20 protein-coding genes are annotated in these 23,022 nt (G+C 71.2%); 9 read left to right on the top strand and 11 right to left on the bottom strand.

Annotated features, from left to right (window positions below; all coding sequences use genetic code 11):
• Positions 1-376 precede the first annotated feature (376 nt).
• Positions 377-1,066 (top strand): phosphatase PAP2 family protein, encoded by a 690-nt coding sequence (locus tag ACZ7LV_RS29150; protein WP_471943574.1) that lies wholly within the window; start codon positions 377-379, stop codon positions 1,064-1,066.
• On the opposite strand, the gene ACZ7LV_RS29145 is transcribed toward ACZ7LV_RS29150, so the two are convergent.
• From ACZ7LV_RS29145 to ACZ7LV_RS29110, 8 genes are all read right to left on the bottom strand, one after another.
• Positions 1,005-2,801, bottom strand: a complete 1,797-nt coding sequence (locus ACZ7LV_RS29145; RefSeq protein WP_471943572.1) for a chitinase — start codon at positions 2,799-2,801, stop codon at positions 1,005-1,007. The genes ACZ7LV_RS29150 and ACZ7LV_RS29145 overlap by 62 nt on opposite strands.
• Positions 2,802-2,887: 86 nt before the next feature.
• Positions 2,888-3,346, bottom strand: coding sequence for a bifunctional DNA primase/polymerase (locus tag ACZ7LV_RS29140; RefSeq protein ID WP_471943570.1), 459 nt, complete (start codon positions 3,344-3,346; stop codon positions 2,888-2,890).
• 113 nt (positions 3,347-3,459) lie between these two features.
• The gene (locus tag ACZ7LV_RS29135) at positions 3,460-4,890 is read right to left on the bottom strand and encodes an NAD(P)/FAD-dependent oxidoreductase (protein ID WP_471943569.1); all 1,431 of its coding nucleotides are present in this window, start codon (positions 4,888-4,890) and stop codon (positions 3,460-3,462) included.
• A gap of 23 nt (positions 4,891-4,913) precedes the next feature.
• A complete protein-coding gene (locus ACZ7LV_RS29130; protein WP_471943568.1) occupies positions 4,914-5,714 on the bottom strand; it encodes an ABC transporter permease in 801 nt (266 codons plus the stop codon).
• The gene (locus ACZ7LV_RS29125) at positions 5,715-6,641 is read right to left on the bottom strand and encodes an ABC transporter permease (protein WP_471943567.1); all 927 of its coding nucleotides are present in this window, start codon (positions 6,639-6,641) and stop codon (positions 5,715-5,717) included.
• Positions 6,641-7,786, bottom strand: coding sequence for an ABC transporter ATP-binding protein (locus ACZ7LV_RS29120; RefSeq protein ID WP_471943608.1), 1,146 nt, complete (start codon positions 7,784-7,786; stop codon positions 6,641-6,643). Before ACZ7LV_RS29120 ends, ACZ7LV_RS29125 begins: the two co-directional genes overlap by 1 nt.
• An 8-nt stretch (positions 7,787-7,794) precedes the next feature.
• Positions 7,795-9,039 (bottom strand): polyamine ABC transporter substrate-binding protein, encoded by a 1,245-nt coding sequence (locus ACZ7LV_RS29115; protein WP_471943565.1) that lies wholly within the window; start codon positions 9,037-9,039, stop codon positions 7,795-7,797.
• A 52-nt stretch (positions 9,040-9,091) separates the two neighbouring features.
• On the bottom strand, positions 9,092-10,627 hold the full coding sequence (locus ACZ7LV_RS29110; RefSeq protein WP_471943563.1) for a gamma-aminobutyraldehyde dehydrogenase: 1,536 nt from the start codon (positions 10,625-10,627) through the stop codon (positions 9,092-9,094).
• A 220-nt stretch (positions 10,628-10,847) separates the two neighbouring features.
• Between ACZ7LV_RS29110 and ACZ7LV_RS29105 the strand changes: the two genes are divergently transcribed.
• Positions 10,848-11,447 (top strand): NADAR family protein, encoded by a 600-nt coding sequence (locus tag ACZ7LV_RS29105; protein WP_471943606.1) that lies wholly within the window; start codon positions 10,848-10,850, stop codon positions 11,445-11,447.
• 395 nt (positions 11,448-11,842) lie between these two features.
• Here ACZ7LV_RS29105 and ACZ7LV_RS29100 read toward each other — a convergent pair whose 3' ends face one another.
• A complete protein-coding gene (locus tag ACZ7LV_RS29100; RefSeq protein WP_471943562.1) occupies positions 11,843-12,805 on the bottom strand; it encodes a DUF4190 domain-containing protein in 963 nt (320 codons plus the stop codon).
• Between the two features lie 213 nt (positions 12,806-13,018).
• Here ACZ7LV_RS29100 and ACZ7LV_RS29095 point away from each other — a divergent pair, with 213 nt between their 5' ends.
• The 3 genes from ACZ7LV_RS29095 (at position 13,019) to ACZ7LV_RS29085 (ending at position 15,585) form a co-directional block, all read left to right on the top strand.
• Entirely contained in the window at positions 13,019-14,095 is a 1,077-nt protein-coding gene (locus ACZ7LV_RS29095; protein WP_471943604.1) for an adenosine deaminase, read from the top strand.
• Positions 14,096-14,115: 20 nt separating this feature from the next.
• On the top strand, positions 14,116-14,802 hold the full coding sequence (locus ACZ7LV_RS29090; RefSeq protein WP_471943560.1) for a glycerophosphodiester phosphodiesterase: 687 nt from the start codon (positions 14,116-14,118) through the stop codon (positions 14,800-14,802).
• Positions 14,803-14,925: 123 nt separating this feature from the next.
• A complete protein-coding gene (locus ACZ7LV_RS29085; RefSeq protein ID WP_471943558.1) occupies positions 14,926-15,585 on the top strand; it encodes a LuxR C-terminal-related transcriptional regulator in 660 nt (219 codons plus the stop codon).
• Between the two features lie 31 nt (positions 15,586-15,616).
• Here ACZ7LV_RS29085 and ACZ7LV_RS29080 read toward each other — a convergent pair whose 3' ends face one another.
• Positions 15,617-16,807: a polyamine ABC transporter substrate-binding protein gene (locus ACZ7LV_RS29080; protein ID WP_471943556.1), complete on the bottom strand. Its 1,191-nt coding sequence runs from the start codon at positions 16,805-16,807 to the stop codon at positions 15,617-15,619.
• Between the two features lie 263 nt (positions 16,808-17,070).
• Positions 17,071-18,510 (bottom strand): gamma-aminobutyraldehyde dehydrogenase, encoded by a 1,440-nt coding sequence (locus ACZ7LV_RS29075; protein WP_471943554.1) that lies wholly within the window; start codon positions 18,508-18,510, stop codon positions 17,071-17,073.
• Positions 18,511-18,675: 165 nt separating this feature from the next.
• Here ACZ7LV_RS29075 and ACZ7LV_RS29070 point away from each other — a divergent pair, with 165 nt between their 5' ends.
• The 4 genes from ACZ7LV_RS29070 to ACZ7LV_RS29055 all read left to right on the top strand — a co-directional run bounded on the left by ACZ7LV_RS29070 (position 18,676) and on the right by ACZ7LV_RS29055 (position 22,973).
• Positions 18,676-19,224: an Lrp/AsnC family transcriptional regulator gene (locus ACZ7LV_RS29070; RefSeq protein WP_471943552.1), complete on the top strand. Its 549-nt coding sequence runs from the start codon at positions 18,676-18,678 to the stop codon at positions 19,222-19,224.
• A 2-nt stretch (positions 19,225-19,226) separates the two neighbouring features.
• Positions 19,227-20,591, top strand: coding sequence for an aspartate aminotransferase family protein (locus ACZ7LV_RS29065; RefSeq protein WP_471943550.1), 1,365 nt, complete (start codon positions 19,227-19,229; stop codon positions 20,589-20,591).
• A gap of 217 nt (positions 20,592-20,808) precedes the next feature.
• On the top strand, positions 20,809-21,549 hold the full coding sequence (locus ACZ7LV_RS29060) for an ABC transporter ATP-binding protein (RefSeq protein ID WP_401673942.1): 741 nt from the start codon (positions 20,809-20,811) through the stop codon (positions 21,547-21,549).
• Positions 21,531-22,973, top strand: a complete 1,443-nt coding sequence (locus ACZ7LV_RS29055) for a hypothetical protein (protein WP_471943548.1) — start codon at positions 21,531-21,533, stop codon at positions 22,971-22,973. The genes ACZ7LV_RS29060 and ACZ7LV_RS29055 overlap by 19 nt, the downstream gene beginning before the upstream one ends.
• Positions 22,974-23,022: the final 49 nt, after the last annotated feature.

Genomic DNA, 23,022 nt, shown 5'->3' with positions numbered 1-23,022 from the left:
GGATGGCGGGAAGGGAATCCGTCTGTCGCACCCGCTGAGCCTGCCGTAGGTTCTTCTCAGTTGAGAGATACACCCCCACCCGCGGGAAACCGCGGGTGACAGGGCGAGGCCTCCCCAGCTTCGGCCTGGTCGTGCCCTCGCGCACACCCCGGTGCCCTCGGCTCCGGATCTCCTCACCGATCGGACGGTCGCCCGCCCCAAACCCCCCGGGGCGTGCGGCGTTCCGGTCCGGACGGCCGCCAGGGAGCGGTACGCCCCTGAAGGGCCGGCGCACACCCCCCCTTGCGCCGGCCCTTCCGCGTGTCCGGCGCCATCAGAGGTCCAGACCTATGGCGCGACACGTCACCGCACGTCGCCACCTGCGAAGCTGGTCCCCGTGTTTCCTCTGCTGCTCGCCCTGCCCGCCCTCCTCTTCGCGCTGATCACCTGGCAGGTCGTGGCCGGCGGTCCGCTGGTGCGCCTGGACGAGCGGCTCAGCGGCACCCTGGTCCGGCCGGACCGGCTCTCCGAGTTCCTCGCCGATCTCGGCAACGCCCAGGTGGCCCTGCCGGTTCTCGTCCTGGTCGCGGGGTACGCCGCGTGGCGGGCCCGGAAGACGGGGGCGGTCCGCTGGTGGCTGCCGGGCACGGCCGCCGTCGCGCTGATGGCGCTGGTGCCCGCCCTCGTCGTCCCGCTGAAGGAACTGACCGACCGCCCCGGCACGCCGGTGGTCCCACCGGCCACCGGCTACTACCCGTCCGGCCACACCGCGACCGCCGCCGTCGCCTACGGCTGCGCGGCCCTGCTCCTCCTCCCCCTGCTGCGCTCCACGGCCGCGCGCCGCGCGCTGGTCGTCGGCTGCGCGGCCGTGGTGCTCGGTGTCTCCTGCGGACTGGTCCGCCGTGGCTACCACTGGCCACTGGACGTCGTGGCCAGCTGGTGCCTCTGCACGGTGCTGCTGGCCTGCTACGTGCGGGTGCTCACCCGAAACGGCCTCACCCGAAACGGCCACATCCGAAACGGCCTCACCCGAAGTAGCCGTCGAACGTCCGCTGGAACTCCCAGTTCGCGAACCGGTCCCAGTTGATCGACCACGTCATCAGTCCGCGCAGCGCGGGCCAGGTGCCGTGGGTGGCGTACGAACCACAGCTGACCTTCCTGGTCAGGCAGTCGAGGGTCTTCACGACCTCGGCGGGCGCCACATGGCCGTTGCCCGCGTTCACGGACGCCGGCATGCCGATGGCGATCTGGTCCGGCCGCAACGGCGGGAAGACGTTGTTCTGGTCGCCGGCCACGGGGAAACCGGTGAGCAGCATGTCGGTCATGGCGATGTGGAAGTCGGCGCCGCCCATGGAGTGGTACTGGTTGTCGAGACCCATGATCGGTCCGGAGTTGTAGTCCTGGACGTGCAGCAGCGTGAGGTCGTCGCGCATCGCGTGGATCACCGGGAGGTAGGCGCCCGCCCTCGGGTCCTGGCCGCCCCACTTGCCGGTGCCGTAGTACTGGTAACCGAGCTGGACGAAGAAGGTCTCCGGCGCCATCGTCAGCACGAAGTCGTCTCCGTAGCGGGCCTTCAGGGACTTCAGCGCCGAGATCAGGTTCACGATCACCGGGGTCTTCGGGTTCTTGAAGTCGGTGTCGTCGGCGTTCAGGGACAGCGAGTGCCCCTCGAAGTCGATGTCGAGCCCGTCCAGGCCGTACGCGTCGATGATCCTCGACACCGAGGAGACGAAGGTGTCGCGGGCCGCCGTGGTCGTCAGCTGGACCTGGCCGTTCTGGCCGCCGATCGAGATCAGCACCTTCTTGCCGGCCGCCTGCTTGGCCCGGATCGCCGCCTTGAACTCGGCGTCGGACTCGACGTTCGGGCACTCGGTCGCCGGGCAGCGGTCGAAGCGGATGTCCCCGGAGGTGACCGAGGTCGGCTCGCCGAAGGCCAGGTCGATGACGTCCCAGCTGTCGGGGACGTCGGCGAGGCGGGTGTAGCCGGAGCCGTTGGCGAAGCTCGCGTGCAGATAGCCCACCAGCGCGTGCGGCGGGAGGCCCGGGGTGCCGCCACCGCCCTGCGCGGTCGTCGCGGTCACGGTCGCCGACCTCGCCGACTCGCCCCCCTCGTTGACGGCGGCGACCTGGAAGCCGTACGCCGTCGAGGGCGCGAGGCCGGACACGGTGGCCGACGTCCCCGTCACCGTCTGGACCTTGGCGCCGTCGCGGTACACGGCGTATCCGGTGGCGCCCGGCACCGCCGACCAGGACAGGGCGACGCTGGAGGACGTGACCGAGCCCGTCCTCAGGCCGGTCGGCGGGGCGGGCGGCTGCCCGATGTCCACGGCCGGTCCGACCAGCGTGATGTCGTCGGCGTGATAGGCCCCGGTGCCGTACCAGCCGTGGGTGTAGACGGTGACGCGGGTGGTGGCGGGGCCCGTGCGGAAGGTGGTGGTCAGCTTCTGCCAGTCGGGTGCGGACTGGGTCCAGGTGGACACGTCGGTGGTGCCGGTGCCGGAGGCGCCGAGGTAGGCGTAGGAGCCGCGGACGTAGCCGCTGAGCGTGTAGGAGGAGTCGGGCTTCACGGTCACCGTCTGCGCGCACCGGGCGTTGTCGCCGCCGGCCGGGGTCGCCCTCAGCGCGGAGGCGCCGCTGCGCACGGGTGAGGCGACCGTCGTTCCGGATCCGGCGGAGCAGGCCCAGCCGTCGAGACCGGACTCGAAGCCGCCGTTGCGCGCGAGGTCCGCGTCGGCCGCACGGGCGGCCGACGAGAGCGCGGTGACGCCGGACAGCGTCAGCGCGGCGGCGGCGAGCAGGGCGAGAGGTCTGAAGCGGTCCACAAGTGCCTCCAGAGAAGGGGGGATTGGAGGGTGGAGCGCCCACAACTTGGTCCAGACCAATTGCTCTTGTCAAGGGTTCCCGTCGACTAGCCCTCCCTGTCCCTGTCCATCGCCAGGCCCGCCGCCGCCTCGTGCATCGCCAGTTCCAGCAGGGTCGGGTCCGTCAGGGTGCCGGAGCCGTCCGGGGGGAACAGCCAGCGCACCCCGCCGGTCGAGCGGCCCGGGTAGGGGACGACGATCCAGGTGCCGGCGCCGGCGGTGCGGATGCCCGTGCCGACCCAGCGGGCCGCCGTTCCGGGCGGCACGAAGAACCCCATCCGGGAGTCACCGAAGTCGACCAGCACCGGGCCGGGTCGGTCGAGGATGCGGGTGAGGACGTCGAGCGTGGGATAGCCGAGCTCGCCCGGCAGGATCAGTACGTCCCAGGCGCGGCCGGCGGGCAGCAGCCCGATCCCCTGGGGGTTGCGCTCCCATTCCCACCGACAGGCCTCGGGGTCCGGCGCCACGGATGCGAGCCACTCGACCGCCGTCTTCGCCCCAGTCATGAGAAGACCTCCCTCGTTACGCGTCGACGCTGGTCGCGTCACGGGAGAGAGGGAGGTCTGGCCCAGGCATTACGCGAGTTCCGGCGCCCCGTTCGAGTGAACCGGATCACACCTCAGCTGTCGAAGCCGAGCCCCATCCGGTCCATGGCGCGCAGCCACAGATTGCGCCGGCCGCCCTGGGCGTCCGCCCTCGCCAGCGACCACTTGGTGAGCGCGATGCCGGTCCATGCGAACGGCTCCGGCGGGAAGGGCAACGGCTTCTTGCGCACCATCTCCAACTCCGTGCGCTCGGTCCGCTCCCCCGCCAGCAGGTCCAGCATCACGTCGGCGCCGAAGCGGGTGGCGCCCACGCCGAGGCCCGTGTAGCCCGCCGCGTACGCCACCTTGCCGCCGTGCGCGGTGCCGAAGAAGGCCGAGAAGCGCGAGCAGGTGTCGATGGCGCCGCCCCACGCGTGGGTGAAGCGGATCCCCTCCAGCTGCGGGAAGCAGGTGAAGAAGTGCCCGGCGAGCCTGGCGTAGGTCTCCGGGCGGTCGTCGTACTCGGCGCGCACCCGGCCGCCGTACGGGTAGATCGCGTCGTAGCCGCCCCACAGGATGCGGTTGTCGGTGGACAGCCGGAAGTAGTGGAACTGGTTGGCGCTGTCGCCGAGGCCCTGCCGGTTCTTCCAGCCGATCGCGCCGAGCTGCTCGGCGGTGAGCGGCTCGGTCATCAGGGCGTAGTCGTAGACCGGGACGGTGTACGGGCGGACCCGCTTGACCAGGCTCGGGAAGATGTTCGTGCCCAGCGCGACCCTGCGGGCGCGGACCCGGCCGTAGGGGGTGCGTACGGCCATGCCGGCGCCGTAGGGCTTCAGGGTGAGCGCGGGGGTGTTCTCGAAGACGCGCACTCCGAGGTCCAGGCAGGCCCGCTTGAGGCCCCAGGCGAGTCCGGCGGGGTTGAGCATGGCGACGCCGCGACGGTCCCACAGACCGGCCCGGAACGTCGGTGAGTCGACCTGGGCCCGCACCGCCTCGGCGTCCAGGAACTCGACGCCGTCGGCGAGGCCCGCGCGCTCCATCTCGCCGTACCATTCGCGCAGTTCACGCTCCTGGTAGGGCTCGGTGGCGACGTCGATCTCGCCGGTGCGCTCGAAGTCGCAGTCGATGGCGTACCGGGCGACCGCCTCCTCGATGCCGTCGAGATTGCGGTCGCCCAGCTCCTTGAGCTTGTGCACCTCACCCGGCCAGCGGGTCAGGCCGTTGTGCAGACCGTGGGTGAGGGAGGCGGCGCAGAAGCCGCCGTTGCGGCCCGAGGCGGCCCAGCCCACCTCGCGGCCCTCCAGCAGGACGACGTCGCGCCCGGGATCGCGCTCCTTGGCGTTGAGCGCGGTCCACAGTCCGCTGTAGCCGCCGCCGACGACCAGCAGGTCGCAGGTCTCGGCGCCGGTCAGCGCGGGCTCGGGGCGGGGCCTGCCGGGGTCGTCCAGCCAGTACGCGACCGGCTGGGCTTCGGAAAGGGACGTCGTCCAGTTGTCGTTTCCACGGCTCATGGCGCTTGGGGCCATGATTTCAACTCCCTACGAGTGCATTACGCCTGTCGGCGCTTTCGGCGGCTGCCGATGGCCATGGAGGCCAGTACGAACAGTACGGCGACGACGAACATGGCCGTACCGATGACATTGATCTGAACGGGCGTTCCGCGCTGGGCCGATCCCCAGACGAACATGGGGAAGGTGACGGTCGAGCCCGCGTTGAAATTGGTGATGATGAAGTCGTCGAAGGAGAGCGCGAAGGCCAGTAGCGCGCCCGCGGCGATTCCGGGGGCCGCGATCGGCAGTGTGACCCGGAGGAAGGTCTGCAGCGGCCCGGCGTACAGATCGCGCGCGGCCTCCTCCAGCTTCGGGTCCATGGACATCACGCGCGCCTTCACGGCCGTCACGACGAAGCTCAGACAGAACATGATGTGCGCGATCAGGATCGTCCAGAAGCCCAGCTGGACACCCATGTTGAGGAAGAGCGTCAGCAGCGAGGCCGCCATCACCACCTCGGGCATCGCCATGGGCAGGAAGATCAGGGAGTTGATGGCCCCGCGTGCCCGGAAGCGGTACCGGACGAGCGCGAAGGCGATCATCGCGCCCAGCAGGGTGGCGCCGAGCGTCGCCCACAGCGCGATCTGGAGGCTGAGGGAGAGCGAGCCGCACAGGTCGGCGACCCCGCACGGATCCCGCCAGGCGGCCGTGGAGAATTCCTGCCACTCGTAGTTGAAACGGCCCTTCGGCTTGTTGAAGGAGAAGACCGTGACCACGACGTTGGGCAGCAGCAGGAATCCGAGCGTGAACAGCCCCGCGAGGACGACGAGATGGCGCTTGAGCCATGTGACGAAGGCCATTTAAACCAGATCCTCCGTCCCGGACTTGCGGATGTAGAGCGTCACCATCACGAGAATCGCGAACATCAGGATGAAGGAAAGGGCGGCGGCCGTCGGGTAGTCGAGGATCCGCAGGAACTGCGACTGGATGACGTTTCCGATCATGCGGGTGTCGGTGGAGCCCAGCAGGTCGGCGTTCACGTAGTCGCCGGCTGCCGGGATGAAGGTCAGCAGCGTGCCGGAGACGACGCCCGGCATCGACAGCGGGAACGTCACCTTCCGGAACGTCGTGGAGGGCTTCGCGTACAGATCGTTCGCCGCCTCGTGCAGCCGGCTGTCGATGCGCTCCAGCGAGGTGTACAGCGGCAGGATCATGAACGGCAGGAAGTTGTAGGTCAGACCGCACACCACCGCGAGCGGGGTGGCGAGCACGCGGTCCCCGGCGGTCATGCCGAGCCAGCTGGTGACGTCCAGGACGTGCAGGGTGTTCAGGGCGCCGACGACCGGGCCGCCGTCCGCGAGGATCGTCTTCCAGGCGAGGGTGCGGATCAGGAAGCTGGTGAAGAACGGCGCGATCACCAGGATCATGATCAGGTTCCGCCAGCGGCCGGCGCGGAACGCGATCAGATACGCCAGCGGGTAGCCCAGCAGCAGGCACAGGATCGTCGCGGAACCGGCGTACAGCACCGAACGCAGGAACTGCGGCCAGTACTCGGTCAGGGCGTTCCAGTACGTGGCGAAGTGCCAGGTGACCTCGTAGCCCTCCTCCAGGGAGCCCGTCTGCACGGACGTGGAGGCCTGGTAGACCATCGGCAGGGCGAAGAAGACGATCAGCCACAGGATGCCGGGCAGCAACAGCCAGTACGGGGTGAGCCGGCCGCGCCGGCGCGCAGGCTTCCGCACCGGTTCGGGCGCGAGCGGCGGTGGCGCCTCGGTGAGCGTCGACATCAGGCGGCCTCTTCCTCGATGCCCGCGTCGATGTCCTGGGTGGCGTCCAGCCCGAAGGTGTGCGCCGGGCTCCAGTGCAGGACGACGTCGGCGCCCGGGATGAGCCGGCCGTCGCGCTCGACGTTCTGCACGTAGACGGCGAACTCGGGGCAGACGGCGCTGTCGACGACGTACTGCGTGGAGACGCCGATGAAGCTGGCGTCGGCGATCTTGCCGGTGATCCGGTTGCGGCCGGCCGGGATCTCCCCGGCGTCGTCCGCGTGGACGAGGGAGATCTTCTCGGGGCGCACGCCGACCAGCACCTTGCCGCCGGTCTCCGTGGAGGCCGTACATCGCCCGGCGGGGAGCGTGAGCTTGCCGCCACCCGCCTTGACGACGACCTCGTCGCCCGATCTGCCGTCGACCTCGGCCTCGATCAGGTTGGAGGTGCCGAGGAAGTTGGCGACGAACGTCGAGCGCGGGTTCTCGTACAGCTCGGCGGGGGCGCCGAGTTGCTCGACCCGGCCCGCGTTCATCACGGCGACGGAATCGGCCATGGTCATGGCCTCCTCCTGGTCGTGCGTGACATGGATGAAGGTGATGCCGACCTCGGTCTGGATCCGCTTGAGCTCCAGCTGCATCTGGCGGCGCAGCTTGAGGTCGAGGGCGCCGAGCGGCTCGTCGAGGAGCAGCACCTCGGGGTGGTTGATCAGGGCGCGGGCGACGGCGACGCGCTGCTGCTGGCCGCCGGAGAGCTGGTGCGGCTTCTTGCGGGCCTGCTCGCCGAGCTGGACCAGGTCGAGCATCTCGTCGACCTGCTTCTTCACCGACTTGACGCCCCGCCGGCGCAGGCCGAAGGCGACGTTCTCGTAGATGTCGAGGTGCGGGAAGAGCGCGTAGGACTGGAACACCGTGTTCACCGGCCGCTTGTAGGGCGGCAGCGCGGTCACGTCCCGCTCGCCGAGCGAGACGGTGCCGCCCGACGGCTCCTCAAGTCCCGCGATCATCCGCAGGGTTGTGGTCTTGCCGCAACCCGAGGCGCCGAGCAGGGCGAAGAAGGAGCCCTGCGGGACGGTCAGGTCCAGCGGATGTACGGCGGTGAAGGAGCCGTAGGTCTTGCTGATTCCGGAGAGGCGGACGTCGCCGCTGCTGTCCTTCGTCGTCATCGTCGTCGTCACGCCCCTGTGAGCTTCGCGAACTTCTCTTCGTAGGCCGTCTCTTCCTTCGAGCTCAGGGAGCGGAAGGCGCGAGACTTCGCGGCCATGTCCTTGTCGGGAATGATCAGCGGGTTGTTCGCCGCGTCCGGGTCGATCTTGGCCAGCTCCGGCTTCACCCCGTCGACCGGGCACACGTAGTTGATGTACGCGGCGAGCTGTGCGGCCGGTCCCGGCTCGTAGTAGAAGTCGATGAGCCGCTCGGCGTTGGTCTTGTGGCGGGCCTTGTTGGGCACCAGGAGGTTGTCGGTCGACGTCATGTAGCCACTGTCGGGAATGACGAAGTCGACGTCCGGGCTGTCCGCCTTGAGCTGTACGACGTCGCCCGCCCAGGCGATGCAGGCCGCGAAGTCGCCCTTGCTGAGGTCCGAGGTGTAGTCGTTGCCGGTGAACCGGCGGATCTGGCCCCGGTCGACGGCCTTCTGCATCCGGGCGATCGCCGCGTCGAAGTCGTCGTCGCTGAACTTGCCCGGGTCCTTGCCCATGTCCAGCAGCGTCATGCCGACGCTGTCGCGCATCTCGGACAGGAAGCCGACGCGGCCCTTGAGCTTGGGGTTGTCGAGCAGGTCGGAGACGGATCGCACCTCGACGCCGTCCAGCGCCTTCTTGTTGTAGGCGATGACCGTGGAGATACCGGTCCAGGGGTAGGAGTACGCCCTGCCCGGGTCCCAGTCGGGGCTGCGGAACTGCTGGGAGAGCCGGGCGTAGGCGGTGGGCAGGTGGGACGCGTCCAGCTTCTGCACCCAGCCGAAGCGGATGAGGCGCGCGGCGAGCCAGTCGGTCACGCAGATCAGGTCGCGTCCGGTGGCCTGGCCGGCCGCCAACTGCGGCTTGATCTTGCCGAAGAACTCGACGTTGTCGTTGATGTCCTCGGTGTACTTGACGGTGACGCCGGTGCGCTTCCTGAACTCGTCGAGCGTCGGATGGCTCTTGCCGCTCTCGTCGACGTCCATGTACTCGGTCCAGTTGGAGAAGCTGACGGTCTTCTCCTTCGCCGAGTGGTCCTCGGAGGACACTCCGGCGTTCTGTGCCGCGGGCGGGATGCCGCAGGCGCTCAGCGCTCCCGCCCCGCCGACCGCGAGCGCGCCGCCGGCGGAGGCGCGCAGCAGCGAACGGCGGGTGAGGGAGGCCCTGCCGCTGCGCAGGCTGCGCCGCATGGCGGCCACCTGGGCCGCGGACGGGCGGTCGGGCTCGTACTGCTCCATGCGCGTGGTGCCCTTTCGGGAGGGGCGGCCGCGGTCGGACGGCCTGTCGTGGTTATCGGTCCCCGAAGATCGTGCGGTGCCAGTCCTTGCGAACAACCGCCGTATTATCGAACATAACGTGCTTGAGCTGCGTGTACTCGTCGAACGAGTACGTGGACATGTCCTTGCCGAAGCCGGACTGCTTGTAGCCGCCGTGCGGCATCTCGCTGATGATCGGAATGTGGTCGTTCACCCACACGCAGCCCGCCTTGATCTCGCGGGTGGCGCGGTTCGCACGGTAGACATCACGGCTCCACGCGGAGGCCGCGAGACCGTACGGCGTGTCGTTGGCGAGCCGGATCCCCTCCTCGTCCGTGTCGAAGGGCAGGACGACGAGGACCGGCCCGAAGATCTCGGACTGCACGATCTCGCTGTCCTGGGGCGCGTCCACGACGAGCGTGGGCCGGTAGTAGGCGCCCTGCTCGAACTCGCCCCGCGGTGCCTCGCCACCGGTGACCACGCGCGCGTAGCCGCGCGCCCGGTCGACGAAACCGGCGACCCGGTCCCGCTGGACGTGCGAGATGAGCGGGCCCAGGTCGGTGCCCGCGGCGAACGGGTCGCCGAGCCGGACGCTCTCCATGAGGGCGGCGGTCCGCTCCACGAACGCCTCGTAGAGCGGCCGCTGCACATACGCGCGCGTGGCGGCCGTGCAGTCCTGGCCGGTGTTGATCAGCGCGCCCGCGACCGCGCCGTTGGCGGCGGCCTCCAGATCGGCGTCGTCGAAGACGAGGAACGGCGCCTTGCCCCCCAGCTCCAGATGGAGCCGCTTGACGGTGGCGGTGGCGATCTCGGCGACGCGCTTGCCGACGGCGGTGGAGCCGGTGAAGGACGTCATCACCACGTCCGGATGGCCGACGAGGTGCTCGCCGGCCTCCCTGCCGGTGCCGGTGACGATGTTGATCACGCCGTCCGGGACACCCGCGTCGGTGGCGGCCTGCGCGAACAGCAGGGAGGTGAGGGGAGTCAGCTCGGCGGGCTTCAGGACGATCGTGTTGCCCGCGGCGATCGCCGGGAGGATCTTCCACGCGGCCATCTGGAGGGGGTAGTTCCAGGGTGCGACGGAGCCGACGACGCCGATGGGCTCGCGGCGGACGTAGGAGGTGTGGTCGCCGGAGTACTCACCGGCCGACTGGCCCTGGAGGTGCCGGGCGGCGCCCGCGAAGAACGCGGTGTTGTCGACCGTGCCGGGCACGTCGAACTCGCGGGTCAGCTTGAGGGGTTTGCCGCACTGCAGGGACTCGGCGCGGGCGAACTCCTCGGCGCGCTCGGCGAGTACGGCGGCGAACCGGTGCAGGGCGTCGGAACGCTCGCCGGGGGTGGCGCCCGCCCATGCCGGGAAGGCCTCGCGGGCGGCGGCGACGGCCGCGTCCACGTCGTCCGGGCCCGCCAGCTCGTAGGTGAGGACCTCCTCGCCGGTGGCCGGGTCGACCACCGCGTGCGTGTGTCCCGAGGTGCCCTTCGTCAGGCGGCCCGCGATGTACTGCGCGCCGGCCGCGAAGCGGTCCTGGGCGGGGAATCGTTCCGGGTTGCTCTTGCCCGGGTTGTGCATGTCGCTCTCCTCCGCCGTCGCCCCGCTGTCCCTCGGAGCGGGTGGCGTAGCTCCAGCTCGAATTGAGTGCCGATCCTGACAGAGGGGTGGTCGACCAACAAGTGATTCCGTTGTTTCCTTTTGGTTAAGCGACGGAATCTGTCGACCAGGTGTCGAGTCGGCGGCGAAAAGGAGGGACGGAGTGTCAGTGGTGCCTGCCAGACTCGCATGCATGGAGAGCATGAGGGGAGTGATCGACTCCCGGAACGCGCTGGTCAGAGCGGTCCGAGCGGGTGCCCGCCTGAAGTATCTGCACTTCTGGGGGCACCGTCCGCGTGCGGACGGACGGGTCGGCGCGAGCTGTCTGAGTCAGTGGTGGCCGTCCCCGTTCACCGTCGACGGCGTGGAGTACGCGACGGCGGAGCACTGGATGATGGCCCACAAGGCGCGGCTCTTCGAGGACCCGGTGGGGGAGCGTCGGGTGCTGGCGGCCGGGCATCCCGCCGAGGCGAAGAAGGCGGGGCGGCTGGTGCGCGGCTTCGACGGCGAGGTGTGGGAGCGGGAGCGGTTCCGCATCGTCGCCGAGGGCAGCTTCCACAAGTTCGCCCGCCACGCCGAGCTGCGGGAGTTCCTGCTGGGCACCGGTGAGCGGGTCCTGGTCGAGGCGAGCCCGGTGGACCCGGTCTGGGGGATCGGCCTGGCGGCCGACGACGAGGCCGCGAACGACCCGGAGCGGTGGAAGGGGCTGAACCTGCTGGGGTTCGCGCTGATGACGGCCCGCGAAAGACTGCGCACGGGGACCGACGCCCCCGCCACCCCAACGGACGGTGGAAGGGGCTGAACCTGCTGGGGTTCGCGCTGATGGCGGCCCGCGAGAGACTGCGCACGGGGACCGACGCCCCCGCCACCCCAACGGACGGTGGGAGGGGCTGAACCTGCTGGGGTTCGCGCTGATGGCGGCCCGCGAGAGACCGCGCACCGGCACCGACGCCCCCGCCACCCCAACGGACGGTGGAAGGGGCTGAACCCGCCGGGTTCGCGCTGATGGCGGCCCGCGAGAGACTGCGCACGGGGACCGACGCCCCCGCCACCCCAACGGACGGTGGAAGGGGCTGAACCTGCTGGGGTTCGCGCTGATGACGGCCCGCGAAAGACCGCGCACCGGGACCGACGCCCCCGCCGCCCCAACGGCCCCCGAGAGATCCCGCTCCGACGGCTCCTGACCCGAAGGAGTCGTCAGCCCAGCGACCCCCCGACGACGATGACGCCCAGCACGACCGCGAGGACCACGCCCGCGGCGCCGCAGATGATGCCCGCCAGGGCCATGCCGGGATTGGTGGCCTCGCCACGGCTCGCCTTGGCCCGGCCGAGGGCCCCGAAGATCACCGCGAGGATGCCCAGGACGATCGCCACCGGCCAGAGGCAGAAGAGGACGACCCCGACGATGCCGACGACCAGGCTGGCGGTGCCCATGCCGTTGCTGGGTTCGGCCTGACCGCCGGGCCAGCCGTAGTAGCCGGCGGCCCCGTGCGTGTGCGGGCCGCCGTAGACCTGCTGCGGGGGTGTGGGGTAGCCGTACCCGGTCGCCGGATAGCCGTACGGGACCTGGCCGGGACCGTTGGGCGCGATCGGCGGGGGCGGGACGTCCTGGGTGCCCGGCGCCGGCGCGGCGAAGGGGTTGTGGGCCGCAGGTTGGGGCGGTGGGAAGGACGCGGGGGTGCCGGCGGAGGGCGTGCCGGATCCGGGCTGCGCGGTCGGCGCCGCCCACGGCGGGGAGGCGTCCGGCGCCGGGAAGGACGTGACCGTCTGCTGGTCGTGCATCGAGGGCGGTACCGGAGCGCCGGGCCCGCTCGGCGACACCATGGTCTCGCCGGGACCCGCCGGGGTGCGGTGCGCCGGAGGCGCCCACGGGTCGGGCTCGGGGCCGCGCGGATCCGCGGTGGCCCCCTTGTCCAGCGGGACCTGGCCCGGGGCGTCCTGGCCGACCTCGGGGATCGCGCCCGCGTCCAGCGAGACGTCCGTCGTCGCCGGGGCCGCGTCCTCGGGCCAGCGCGGAGGCGTCCACGCACCCCCGGAGGCGGGGGCACCGCCCGGCGCGGCGGCATCGGGCGTCACACCGCTCGGCGCCGCCCCCGTTCCGTCGGCACCGTGCCCGCCGTTGCTCTCCGGCGCGGCCGGCCGCTGCGCGTCGTCGGTCATGCGCGGAGTCCCCTCTGTCGAACGTTCCGTCATGCTACGGCCCGGACGTGACGGCTCGGGTGCCGCCCTCCCCCCGTTCCCGGAAACCCCTTCCACTCCCCCTCGCCCCCCGGCCTACGATGATCCGGTACCGCCGATCAGCCGATCACCCGCGTCCCGCCGCCGCGCGCGGCCCGGACGCCGTTCCGGGGAGGAACCTTGACCGACAACTCCATCGCGCCCGCGCCCGCCGGACCCACCGGCTCCGCCATCGCCGGCGCCCGCGACCAGCACGCCTTCATCGCCGGACTGCCCAAGGCCGAACTGCACGTGCACCACGTCGGCTCCGCCTCCCCCCGGATCGTCGCCGAGCTCGCCGCCCGCCATCCCGACTCCAAGGTGCCCACCGATCCCGAGGCCCTGGTCGACTACTTCACCTTCACGGACTTCGCCCACTTCATCGAGGTGTACCTGTCGGTCGTCGACCTGATCCGCACCCCCGAGGACGTGCGGCTGCTGACCTACGAGGTGGCCCGGGACATGGCCCGCCAGCAGGTGCGGTACGCCGAGCTGACCATCACCCCCTTCTCCTCCACCCGGCGCGGGATCGACGAGAAGGCCTTCATGGACGCGATAGAGGACGCCCGCAAGGCGGCCGAGGCCGAGTTCGGCACCGTGCTGCGCTGGTGCTTCGACATCCCCGGCGAGGCCGGCCTGGAGGCCGCCGAGGAGACCGCGCGGCTGGCCACCGACGACCGGCTGCGCCCGGAGGGCCTGGTCTCCTTCGGCCTCGGCGGGCCCGAGATCGGCGTGCCTCGGCCGCAGTTCAAGCCGTACTTCGACCGGGCCGTCGCCGCCGGCCTGCACTCGGTGCCGCACGCCGGTGAGACGACCGGCCCGGAGACGGTGTGGGACGCGCTGCACCATCTGCACGCCGAACGGATCGGGCACGGCACCAGTGCCGCGCAGGACCCGAAGCTGCTGGCGCATCTCGCCGAGCACCGGATCGCGCTGGAGGTGTGCCCGACCTCCAACATCGCCACCCGCGCGGTCCGCACCCTCGACGAGCACCCGATCAAGGAGTTCACGCGGGCCGGCGTCCTGGTCACCGTCAACTCCGACGACCCGCCAATGTTCGGCACCGACCTCAACGGCGAGTACGCCGTCGCCGCCCGCCTCCTCGACCTCGACGGGCGCGGTCTCGCGGACCTCGCGAAGAACGCGGTGGAGGCGTCGTTCCTGGACGAGGCCGGCAAGAGCCGGATCAGGGCCGAGATCGACGAGTACACCTCGGCGTGGCTCGCGCGCTGAGCCACCACCACAATGGCTCCATGCCGAACGTGACCGCCGTGGCCCACCGCGGCGCCCCCTACCACTTCCGCGAGAACACGATCGACTCCCTGCGCTCCGCGCTCCGGCTGGGCGCGGACGCGGTGGAGATCGACGTGCGGCTGACCCGCGACGGTGTGCCCGTGCTGCTGCACGACGCGACGCTGAAGCGGCTGTGGGGGCGCGACCGGCCGCTGCGGTCGCTGTCGGCGGACGAGGTGCGCGGGCTCACCGGCGGCCGGGTGCCGACGCTCGCGGAGGCGCTCACGGCGACCGAGGGTCACCGGGTGATGCTCGACCTGCCGGGCACGTCCGACGTCCGGGCGGCCCGCCGGGTCGTCGAGGTCGTACGGGAGTGCGGCGCGGCGGAGCGCGTGTACTACTGCGCGGACGCCACCGCGATGCTCGCGGTACGGGCCGCCGACCCGGCCGCCGAGATCGCCCTCACCTGGACGACTCTCGCGCCACCGCGCCCGGCGCTGCTGGACGCGGTGCGCCCGCGCTGGCTCAACTACCGCTTCGGCCTGGTGAGTCGCGAACTGTCGGCGCGCGTCCACAAGGACGGCTACCTGCTGTCCGTGTGGACCCCCGACACCCGCCGCACCATGCGCCGCCTGCTGTCCCTGGGCGTCGACTCGATCACCACCAACCGCGTCGACACCCTCTGCACCCTCCGCACACCGGCGTAGGCGCCCGGCGTCACCGAACCCCGCTCACCGGAAGAAGCATTGCCGTTTCGATGACGCGCGGGGCTACGCTGGACATCTGAACGAAACCGTTTCGTTCGCCAGCGGGAAGGGCAGGACCGCAGCATGGTCTCCGTACTCGTCGTCAGTGACCAGTCCCTCCAGCGCCACGCCCTGCGCCTGCTGCTGGCCGCCGAGCCCGACCTGCACGTGCTGGGCGAGGCGTCGGGCGGTGAGGCGGTCCACGTGAGCGCCGCGCTGCGCCCCGACGTCGTCCTGCTGGACAGCGAACTCCCGGACGCCACCGGCACCGAGGTCGTCCAGCGGATCGCCCGGCTCCCGGACCCTGCTCCCCGTGTCCTCGCCCTGGCTCCCGCGAACGACGAGGGCCAGGCCGCCGCCACGGTGCGGGCGGGGGCCACCGGCTTCCTGCTCAAGGACGCCACCCCGGGCGAACTGACCGCGGCGATCCGGGTGGTGGCCTCCGGCGACGCCGTCCTCACCCCGGCGCTGACCCACGCCCTCATCGAGGCCGTCCGCCGACAGGACGCCGTGAGCGCGCCCCCTCCCGGTCCGGGGCCCCTCCTCCTCACACAACGCGAGCGCGACGTCCTGGTCGCCGTGGCCGCCGGCTCGACCAACGCGGAGATCGCGGCCCGGCTGTCCATCGCGACGACCACCGTGAAGTCCCACGTCAGCCACATCCTGACCAAGATCGGAGCCCGCGCCCGGGTCCAGGCGGTGACCTTCGCCTACGAGACGGGCCTGGTACGCCCGGCGGCCTGATCCCCCGCGCGGCCCGGCGCCCCGCCCCGCCTCACAACCCCACGATTCCGTTCCACCGCCGCGCGAACTCCACCCGCTCCTGCGGGTCGATGTCCCGTGCGATCGCGAGGCGCCGACGCATCGCCGTGTCCGGGAAGATCAGCGGGTCCTCGGCCAGGGCCGCGGTCTCCGCGTCCTTGGCGGAGGCCAGGACGTCCTGCGCGGCGGGCACGGGGCAGACGTAGTTCACCCACGCCGCCAGCTCCGCGGCGACCTCGGGCTCGTAGTAGTGGTCGACGAGCCGCTCCGCATTGGCCTTGTGGGCGGCGAGGTTGGGGATCATCAGGGACTCGGACCACAGCTCCGCGCCCTCCTCGGGGACCACGAACTCGATGTCCGGGTCGTCCGCCTGGAGCTGGATCACGTCGCCCGAGTAGGCCTGGCAGGCCAGCACGTCTCCGCTGGACAGGTCCTTGATGTAGTCGTTGCCGGTGAAGCGGCGGATGTGCCCGCCCTTGACCCGCTTCTCCAGGTGGTCGCACATCCTGTGGAAGTCGTCGGCCGTCCACCGCGTGATGTCGACACCGTCACCCTGCATCAGCAGGGCGAACGCCTCGTCGAGCCCGGACAGCAGCGTGACCCGGCCCCTGAGGTCGTCCGCCCACAGGTCGGAGACATGGCGCACCTCCCGGCCCAGCGCCCTGCGGTTGTACGCGATGCCGGTGATGCCGGACTGCCACGGCACGGTGAACTTGCGGCCGGGGTCGAAGGCCGGGGAGCGCAGCAGCGGATCGAGGTAGCGCGTGACGTGTGCCTGACGGGCGCGGTCCATCTCCTGCACCCAGCCCAGCCGCACGAACCGCGCGCACATCCAGTCACTGATGACGATCAGATCGCGGTCGGTGGACTGGTGGTTCATCAGGGAAGGGCTGATCTTCCCGAAGAACTCGTCGTTGTCGTTGATCTCCTCGACGTAGTCGACGGCGATGCCGGTACGCCGCTCGAAGGCGTCCAGCGTCGGGCGCTTCCTGCCGGAGGCGTCGGTGTCGATGTACAGCGGCCAGTTGGCCCAGGTCAGCCGCCTGTCACGGTCCGAGCGGTCGACGGCGGCCCGGTCGCCGGCCGTCACGTACGCGGCCGGTACCCCGCAGCCCGCGAGCGCGCCCGCCGCGGCGGTGCCGCCGAGGGCGAGCAGCAGGGAGCGACGGGACAGGTTCGGCGCGTTCACGGGTGGGAGGGCCATGACTTCCAGCATGCCGCGCGCGTCACGGCACGGACAATGGACGCTGCGTCGAGCCCCGTGGCGCGGCGCGGACACCTTGTCGATCACCCCGGGGCACACCCGGGAGACCGGCCCGGGGACGCCGTCCCGGCACACCCCGGGGACACACCACGGCCCCGGACGGTCCGTCCTCCGTCCGGGGCCGAGCTCTGAACACCGGCGCGTGCGCGACGCCTTGCGGGGGCGCGGGGAGGGGCTCTCCCCGAACGCCCCCGGGTGGAGCGCTACGCGTCCAGCGAGGTCATGACGTGCTTGATCCGCGTGTAGTCGTCGAAGCCGTAGCCCGACAGGTCCTTGCCGTAGCCGGACTTCTTGAAGCCGCCGTGCGGCATCTCGGCGACCAGCGGGATGTGGGTGTTGATCCACACGCAGCCGAAGTCGAGCTTCTTCGACATCCGCATCGCGCGACCGTGGTCCTTGGTCCAGACCGAGGAGGCGAGGGCGTACTCGACGCCGTTGGCGTACTCGACGGCCTGCTCCTCGTCGCGGAAGGACTGGACGGTGATGACGGGGCCGAAGACCTCGTTCTGCACGATCTCGTCGTCCTGCTTCAGGCCGGAGACGACGGTGGGGGCGTAGAAGTAGCCCTTGTCGCCGACCTGGTGACCGCCGGCCTCGACCTTGGCGTGCGCGGGCAGCCGCTCGATGAACCCGGTGACCTGCTTGAGCTGGTTGGGGTTGTTCAACGGGCCGTAGAGCACGTCCTCGTCGTCCGGCTCACCGGTCTTGGTCTCGGCCGCGGCCTTGGCGAGGGCCTGCACGAACTCGTCGTGGATCGCCTCGTGCACCAGCACGCGGGTGGCCGCGGTGCAGTCCTGCCCGGCGTTGAAGAAGCCCGCCACCGAGATGTCCTCGACGGCCTTGGCGATGTCGGTGTCCTCGAAGACGACGACCGGCGCCTTGCCGCCCAGCTCCAGGTGAACCCGCTTGACGTCCTTGGCGGCGGACTCGGCCACCGACATGCCGGCGCGCACCGAGCCGGTGATGGAGGCCATCGCCGGGGTGGGGTGCTCGACCATCATGCGACCGGTGTCACGGTCACCGCAGATCACGTTGAAGACGCCCTTGGGGAGGACCTCCCCGAGGATCTCGGCGATGAGGACGGTGGAGGCGGGGGTGGTGTCGGACGGCTTCAGCACGACCGTGTTGCCCGCGGCGATCGCCGGGGCGAACTTCCACACGGCCATCATCATCGGGTAGTTCCACGGCGCGACCTGCGCGCAGACGCCGACCGGCTCACGCCGGACGATCGAGGTCAGGCCCTCCATGTACTCACCGGCGGAGCGGCCCTCCAGCATCCGGGCCGCACCCGCGAAGAAGCGGATCTGGTCGACCATCGGCGGGATCTCCTCGGAGCGGGTCAGCCCGGTCGGCTTGCCCGTGTTCTCCACCTCGGCCGCGATCAGCTCCTCGGCGCGCGTCTCGAACGCGTCCGCGATCTTCAGGAGGGCCTTCTGCCGCTCGGCCGGGGTCGTGTCACGCCACGCCGGGAACGCGGCCTCGGCGGCCGCCATGGCGGCGTCGACGTCGGCCTGCCCGGACAGCGGCGCGGTGGCGTACGCCTCGCCGGTCGCCGGGTTCACCACCTCGGTGGTCCGTCCGTCGGCGGCGTCCCGGAACTCTCCGTCGATGTAGTTGCGCAGACGACGCAGCTCGGTGCTCACTGCCGGCCCTCCAAGTTCGGGTGTCCCATCACTGAGGCACCCACCCTAATCGCTAGTCCCACGGTTTCAACACCCCCCGGGCCGCCAGATCTGCGATATCCGCAAGATTCGAACGCCTACACAACGAATTTCATCGATGCGACCTTGCGAAACTGTCGAGACGTCGTGCACAGTGTGGCCGTGGCCAGTCGAAGCGCAGACCAGAGGAACTCGCGGGACCTCCGCGAGTCCTTCCGTGAGTCCTCCCGCGAGTCCCGGAACGGCACCCCCCAGCTGGACGCCGTCTCCCTCGCGATCATCGAGCAGCTCCAGGAGGACGGCCGCCGGCCGTACGCCGCCATCGGCAAGGCCGTCGGCCTGTCCGAGGCGGCGGTGCGCCAGCGCGTCCAGAAGCTGCTCGACCAGGGCGTGATGCAGATCGTCGCCGTCACGGACCCGCTCACCGTGGGCTTCCGCCGGCAGGCGATGGTCGGCGTCAACGTCGAGGGCGACCCGGAGAACGTGGCCGACGCGCTGACCGGCATGTCGGAAGTCGAGTACGTGGTGATGACCGCGGGCTCGTTCGACATCCTCGCCGAGATCGTCTGCGAGGACGACGACCACCTGCTGGACGTCATCAACAAACGCATCCGGGCACTGCCCGGCGTGCGCTCCACCGAGAGCTTCGTCTACCTCAAGCTCAAGAAGCAGACCTACATGTGGGGAACCCGATAACCGTGAGTACCAAGGACCTCAGCAAATCCGCGTACGACCACCTGTGGATGCACTTCACCCGGATGTCCTCGTACGAGAACTCGCCCGTGCCGACGATCGTGCGGGGTGAGGGCACCTACATCTACGACGACAAGGGCAAGCGCTACCTCGACGGCCTGGCGGGTCTGTTCGTGGTCCAGGCCGGTCACGGCCGTGTCGAGCTCGCCGAGACCGCGTTCAAGCAGGCCCAGGAGCTGGCGTTCTTCCCGGTCTGGTCCTACGCCCACCCCAAGGCCGTGGAGCTGGCCGAGCGCCTCGCCGACTACGCCCCGGGCGATCTGAACAAGGTCTTCTTCACCACCGGTGGCGGCGAGGCCGTCGAGACCGCCTGGAAGCTCGCCAAGCAGTACTTCAAGCTGCAGGGCAAGCCGACCAAGTACAAGGTCATCTCCCGCGCGGTCGCCTACCACGGCACCCCGCAGGGCGCCCTGTCCATCACCGGCCTGCCGGCCCTCAAGGCCCCCTTCGAGCCGCTCGTCCCGGGCGCGCACAAGGTGCCGAACACCAACATCTACCGTGCCCCGATCCACGGCGACGACCCCGAGGCCTTCGGCCGCTGGGCCGCCGACCAGATCGAGCAGCAGATCCTCTTCGAGGGCCCGGAGACGGTCGCCGCCGTCTTCCTGGAGCCGGTGCAGAACGCCGGTGGCTGCTTCCCGCCGCCCCCCGGCTACTTCCAGCGGGTGCGCGAGATCTGCGACCAGTACGACGTGCTGCTCGTGTCGGACGAGGTCATCTGCGCCTTCGGCCGCCTGGGCACGATGTTCGCCTGTGACAAGTTCGGCTACGTACCGGACATGATCACCTGCGCCAAGGGCATGACCTCGGGCTACTCCCCGATCGGCGCGTGCATCGTCTCCGACCGCGTCGCCGAGCCCTTCTACAAGGGCGACAACACCTTCCTGCACGGCTACACCTTCGGCGGCCACCCGGTCTCCGCGGCCGTGGGTCTCGCCAACCTCGAACTCTTCGAGCGCGAGAACCTGCCCCAGCACGTGCTCGACAACGAGGGCGCCTTCCTGCGGACCCTGCAGAAGCTGCACGACCTGCCGATCGTCGGCGACGTCCGCGGCAACGGCTTCTTCTACGGCATCGAGCTCGTCAAGGACAAGGCCACCAAGGAGTCCTTCAACGACGAGGAGACCGAGCGCGTCCTGTACGGCTTCCTGTCCAAGGCCCTGTTCGACAACGGCCTGTACTGCCGTGCCGACGACCGCGGCGACCCGGTCATCCAGCTCGCCCCGCCGCTGATCTCCGACCAGGGGACCTTCGACGAGATCGAGCAGATCCTGCGGGCCACGCTGACGGAGGCGTGGACGAAGCTCTGACCGGCCGACGCGGTGATCTGCCGCGAACTTCCCTCGGGATGACCGGCAACGGCCCCGGCGCCGCCGTTCGAGTGAGAACGGCGGCCCGGGGCCGTGTGCTGTCCGGGAGCCCGGTGGCCGCTGCCTAGCGTGCCCAGTGACCGATCGGCCCAGCCTTCGTTCCCCCGCACGAGGGACCAGGCACGGCACATACGGATCAGAACTGAGGTGTACGCCCATGGTGGCTCCGCCGGACAACGACGTCCTCTGGGCACGCGCCCTGCACTTCCAGCACCCCGACGGCACCCCCGCGCTCGGCGGGGTCTCACTGGGCGTCCGGGAGGCCGAGATCCTCGCCGTCACCGGCCCGCGCGGAAGCGGCAAGAGCACGCTCCTTGCCTGCCTGTCCGGACTGCTGCGCCCCAAGGACGGCGAGGTCTGGTTCAACAGTGTGCCCGTGCACACCATGGGCCCTGTCGCCCGCGAACGGCTGCGCCGCGACCGGTTCGGCTGGATCGACCCCGCCCCCGTCCTCGTACCGGAGCTGAACGTCTGGGAGAACGCCGCGCTCCCGCTGATGCTGCGCGGCACCAGCCGGCGGCGCGCCAAGACGGTCGCGCGCGAGTGGCTGGACCGTCTCGACGTGGGTGACTGCGCCCGCAAGCGCCCGCACGCGCTGCGCCAGGCGGAGCGGCAGCGGGTGTGCATCGCCCGCGCGCTGGCCCCGGCGCCGACGGTCCTGTTCGCCGACGAGCCCACCGCGCCGCTGCACCACGCCGACCGCGGCCACGTGCTGCGCACCCTGACCACGGCGGCACGCTCGCACGGCATCACGGTGGTCCTGGCCACCCACGACCCGACCACCGCGGCCCTCGCCGACCGTACGGTCTCCCTGCTGGACGGGCGGTGCGTCACCACCCTCCAGCTGCCGCCGGTCACCGAGTCGGAAGGCCGGGCCGCGTGCTCGCTCTCCGTCTGACCCGCAGCGCCCGTCCGGCCGTCCAGCTGCGGCGGCTCCTCGTCGCGGCGGCGTCGGCCGGCACGGGCCTCCTCCTGCTGTGCACCCTCGGCTACGCGCTGGGCCACCCCGACGATCCCCCCGCCGCCGTGCTCCGCCTGGCCTGGTGCACGGTCCCGCTGGCCGCCACGGTCCAGTTCGCGGTCGCCGTCGCCCGCACCGACCCCGGCACCCGCCCCCGCCCGGGCCTGTCGGCGATCGGTCTCGGCCCGGCCCGCCTGATGACGATCTCGGCCACGACGACGGCCCTGTCCACCGCCCTCGGCTCGATGCTGGCGCTGTTCTTCTTCCTGCACCTGCGCGGCACCATCACGGGCATGCCCTTCGACGGGGCGGGCGCCCAGTTCCTGGCCTCCGACCGGCCCCTGCCGGTGGCGGGCGCCCTGACCCTGCTCGCCCTGGTCCCGGCGGCCGCGTCCCTGTCGGTGGCCCTGGTCCTGCGCCCGCGCGAGGTCCGGCCGGCTCAGCCGGGCGGCGCGCGGAAGGCCTTCGGCCGCTTCGGGGCGTACGGAACCGGGGCGATGCGCGAGACGTTCGGGGCGTACGGCCGTTTCGGCGCGCGTCTGCGGCGCGGCCCGGACGACGACGAGCATCGGGCGGACGGCGGCGCTGTCGCGGCGGACGTCACCGGCGCCACCACCGTGTCGGCCGCCGAGCAGTCGCCCCCGCGCACGACCGGCCCGGCACCCCTGCCGCGCAACGGCGACGCCCCCCAGGGGCCGGACGCCCAGGCCGCCTTCCTGCCCCTGACGCCCGGCGCCCCCGCGTCCCCGGACAGGGAGCCCCACCCCACCGCGGCCCTCCCCTGGGGCATCTCCACCCTCGCCGCCGGCCTCGCTGTGGAGGCCTACGCCGGCCACACCACCGCCACGACCGACATGCCCGGCGGACTCACCAGCGGGCCCGTGGGCGTCCTGCTCGGCTGGCTCCTGACCGCCGTCGGCCTCGCCCTGGCCGGCCCCGGCCTGACCCATGTCTGCGGCCACCTCCTCCAGGCGGTCCGCCCCGGCGCCCTGCGCCTGCTCGCGGGCCGCGTCCTGATGGAGGAGTCCTCCCGCATCGGCCGCCCGCTGGGCATCGTCTGCGCGGTCGCGTCCGCCGCCTACGCCATGGCCGCCCTGCAGAACCCGGACGGACCCACCTTCGGCCCACTGACCACCCTCGGCGCGCTCCTCGTCGCCGGGTGCACCCTGGCCACGCTGCTCACCGCGGCCGTGGAGGCCAAGCACGCCCGCGCCGACACCACGGCCGCCCTGCTCCGCCTCGGCGCCCCCGCGACCATGCTGCGGGCCGCCGCCACCCTGCGCGCCGCGGCCCTGGTCGCCCTGTTCGCCCCGCTGACCCTGGTCGTCGCCGCCCTCGCGGCGCAGCCGCTGACCCGCTGAGGCCCGCCGCGAGGCGACGGAAAACGCGTGCGAAAAAAATCTCCGGCCG

It is taken from the genome of Streptomyces sp. NPDC107562, from assembly GCF_055657325.1.
This window is presented reverse-complemented; position numbering and strand designations above follow the sequence as displayed.

Coding starts and splice junctions, on each gene's coding strand:
- ACZ7LV_RS29140 (WP_471943570.1), bottom strand. CDS start 3,346: ATGACTGGGGCGAAGACGGCGGTCGAGTGGCTCGCATCCGTGGCGCCG.
- ACZ7LV_RS29135 (WP_471943569.1), bottom strand. CDS start 4,890: ATGGCCCCAAGCGCCATGAGCCGTGGAAACGACAACTGGACGACGTCC.
- ACZ7LV_RS29130 (WP_471943568.1), bottom strand. CDS start 5,714: ATGGCCTTCGTCACATGGCTCAAGCGCCATCTCGTCGTCCTCGCGGGG.
- ACZ7LV_RS29125 (WP_471943567.1), bottom strand. CDS start 6,641: ATGTCGACGCTCACCGAGGCGCCACCGCCGCTCGCGCCCGAACCGGTG.
- ACZ7LV_RS29120 (WP_471943608.1), bottom strand. CDS start 7,786: ATGACGACGAAGGACAGCAGCGGCGACGTCCGCCTCTCCGGAATCAGC.
- ACZ7LV_RS29115 (WP_471943565.1), bottom strand. CDS start 9,039: ATGGAGCAGTACGAGCCCGACCGCCCGTCCGCGGCCCAGGTGGCCGCC.
- ACZ7LV_RS29110 (WP_471943563.1), bottom strand. CDS start 10,627: ATGCACAACCCGGGCAAGAGCAACCCGGAACGATTCCCCGCCCAGGAC.
- ACZ7LV_RS29105 (WP_471943606.1), top strand. CDS start 10,848: ATGAGGGGAGTGATCGACTCCCGGAACGCGCTGGTCAGAGCGGTCCGA.
- ACZ7LV_RS29100 (WP_471943562.1), bottom strand. CDS start 12,805: ATGACCGACGACGCGCAGCGGCCGGCCGCGCCGGAGAGCAACGGCGGG.
- ACZ7LV_RS29090 (WP_471943560.1), top strand. CDS start 14,116: ATGCCGAACGTGACCGCCGTGGCCCACCGCGGCGCCCCCTACCACTTC.
- ACZ7LV_RS29085 (WP_471943558.1), top strand. CDS start 14,926: ATGGTCTCCGTACTCGTCGTCAGTGACCAGTCCCTCCAGCGCCACGCC.
- ACZ7LV_RS29080 (WP_471943556.1), bottom strand. CDS start 16,807: ATGGCCCTCCCACCCGTGAACGCGCCGAACCTGTCCCGTCGCTCCCTG.
- ACZ7LV_RS29060 (WP_401673942.1), top strand. CDS start 20,809: ATGGTGGCTCCGCCGGACAACGACGTCCTCTGGGCACGCGCCCTGCAC.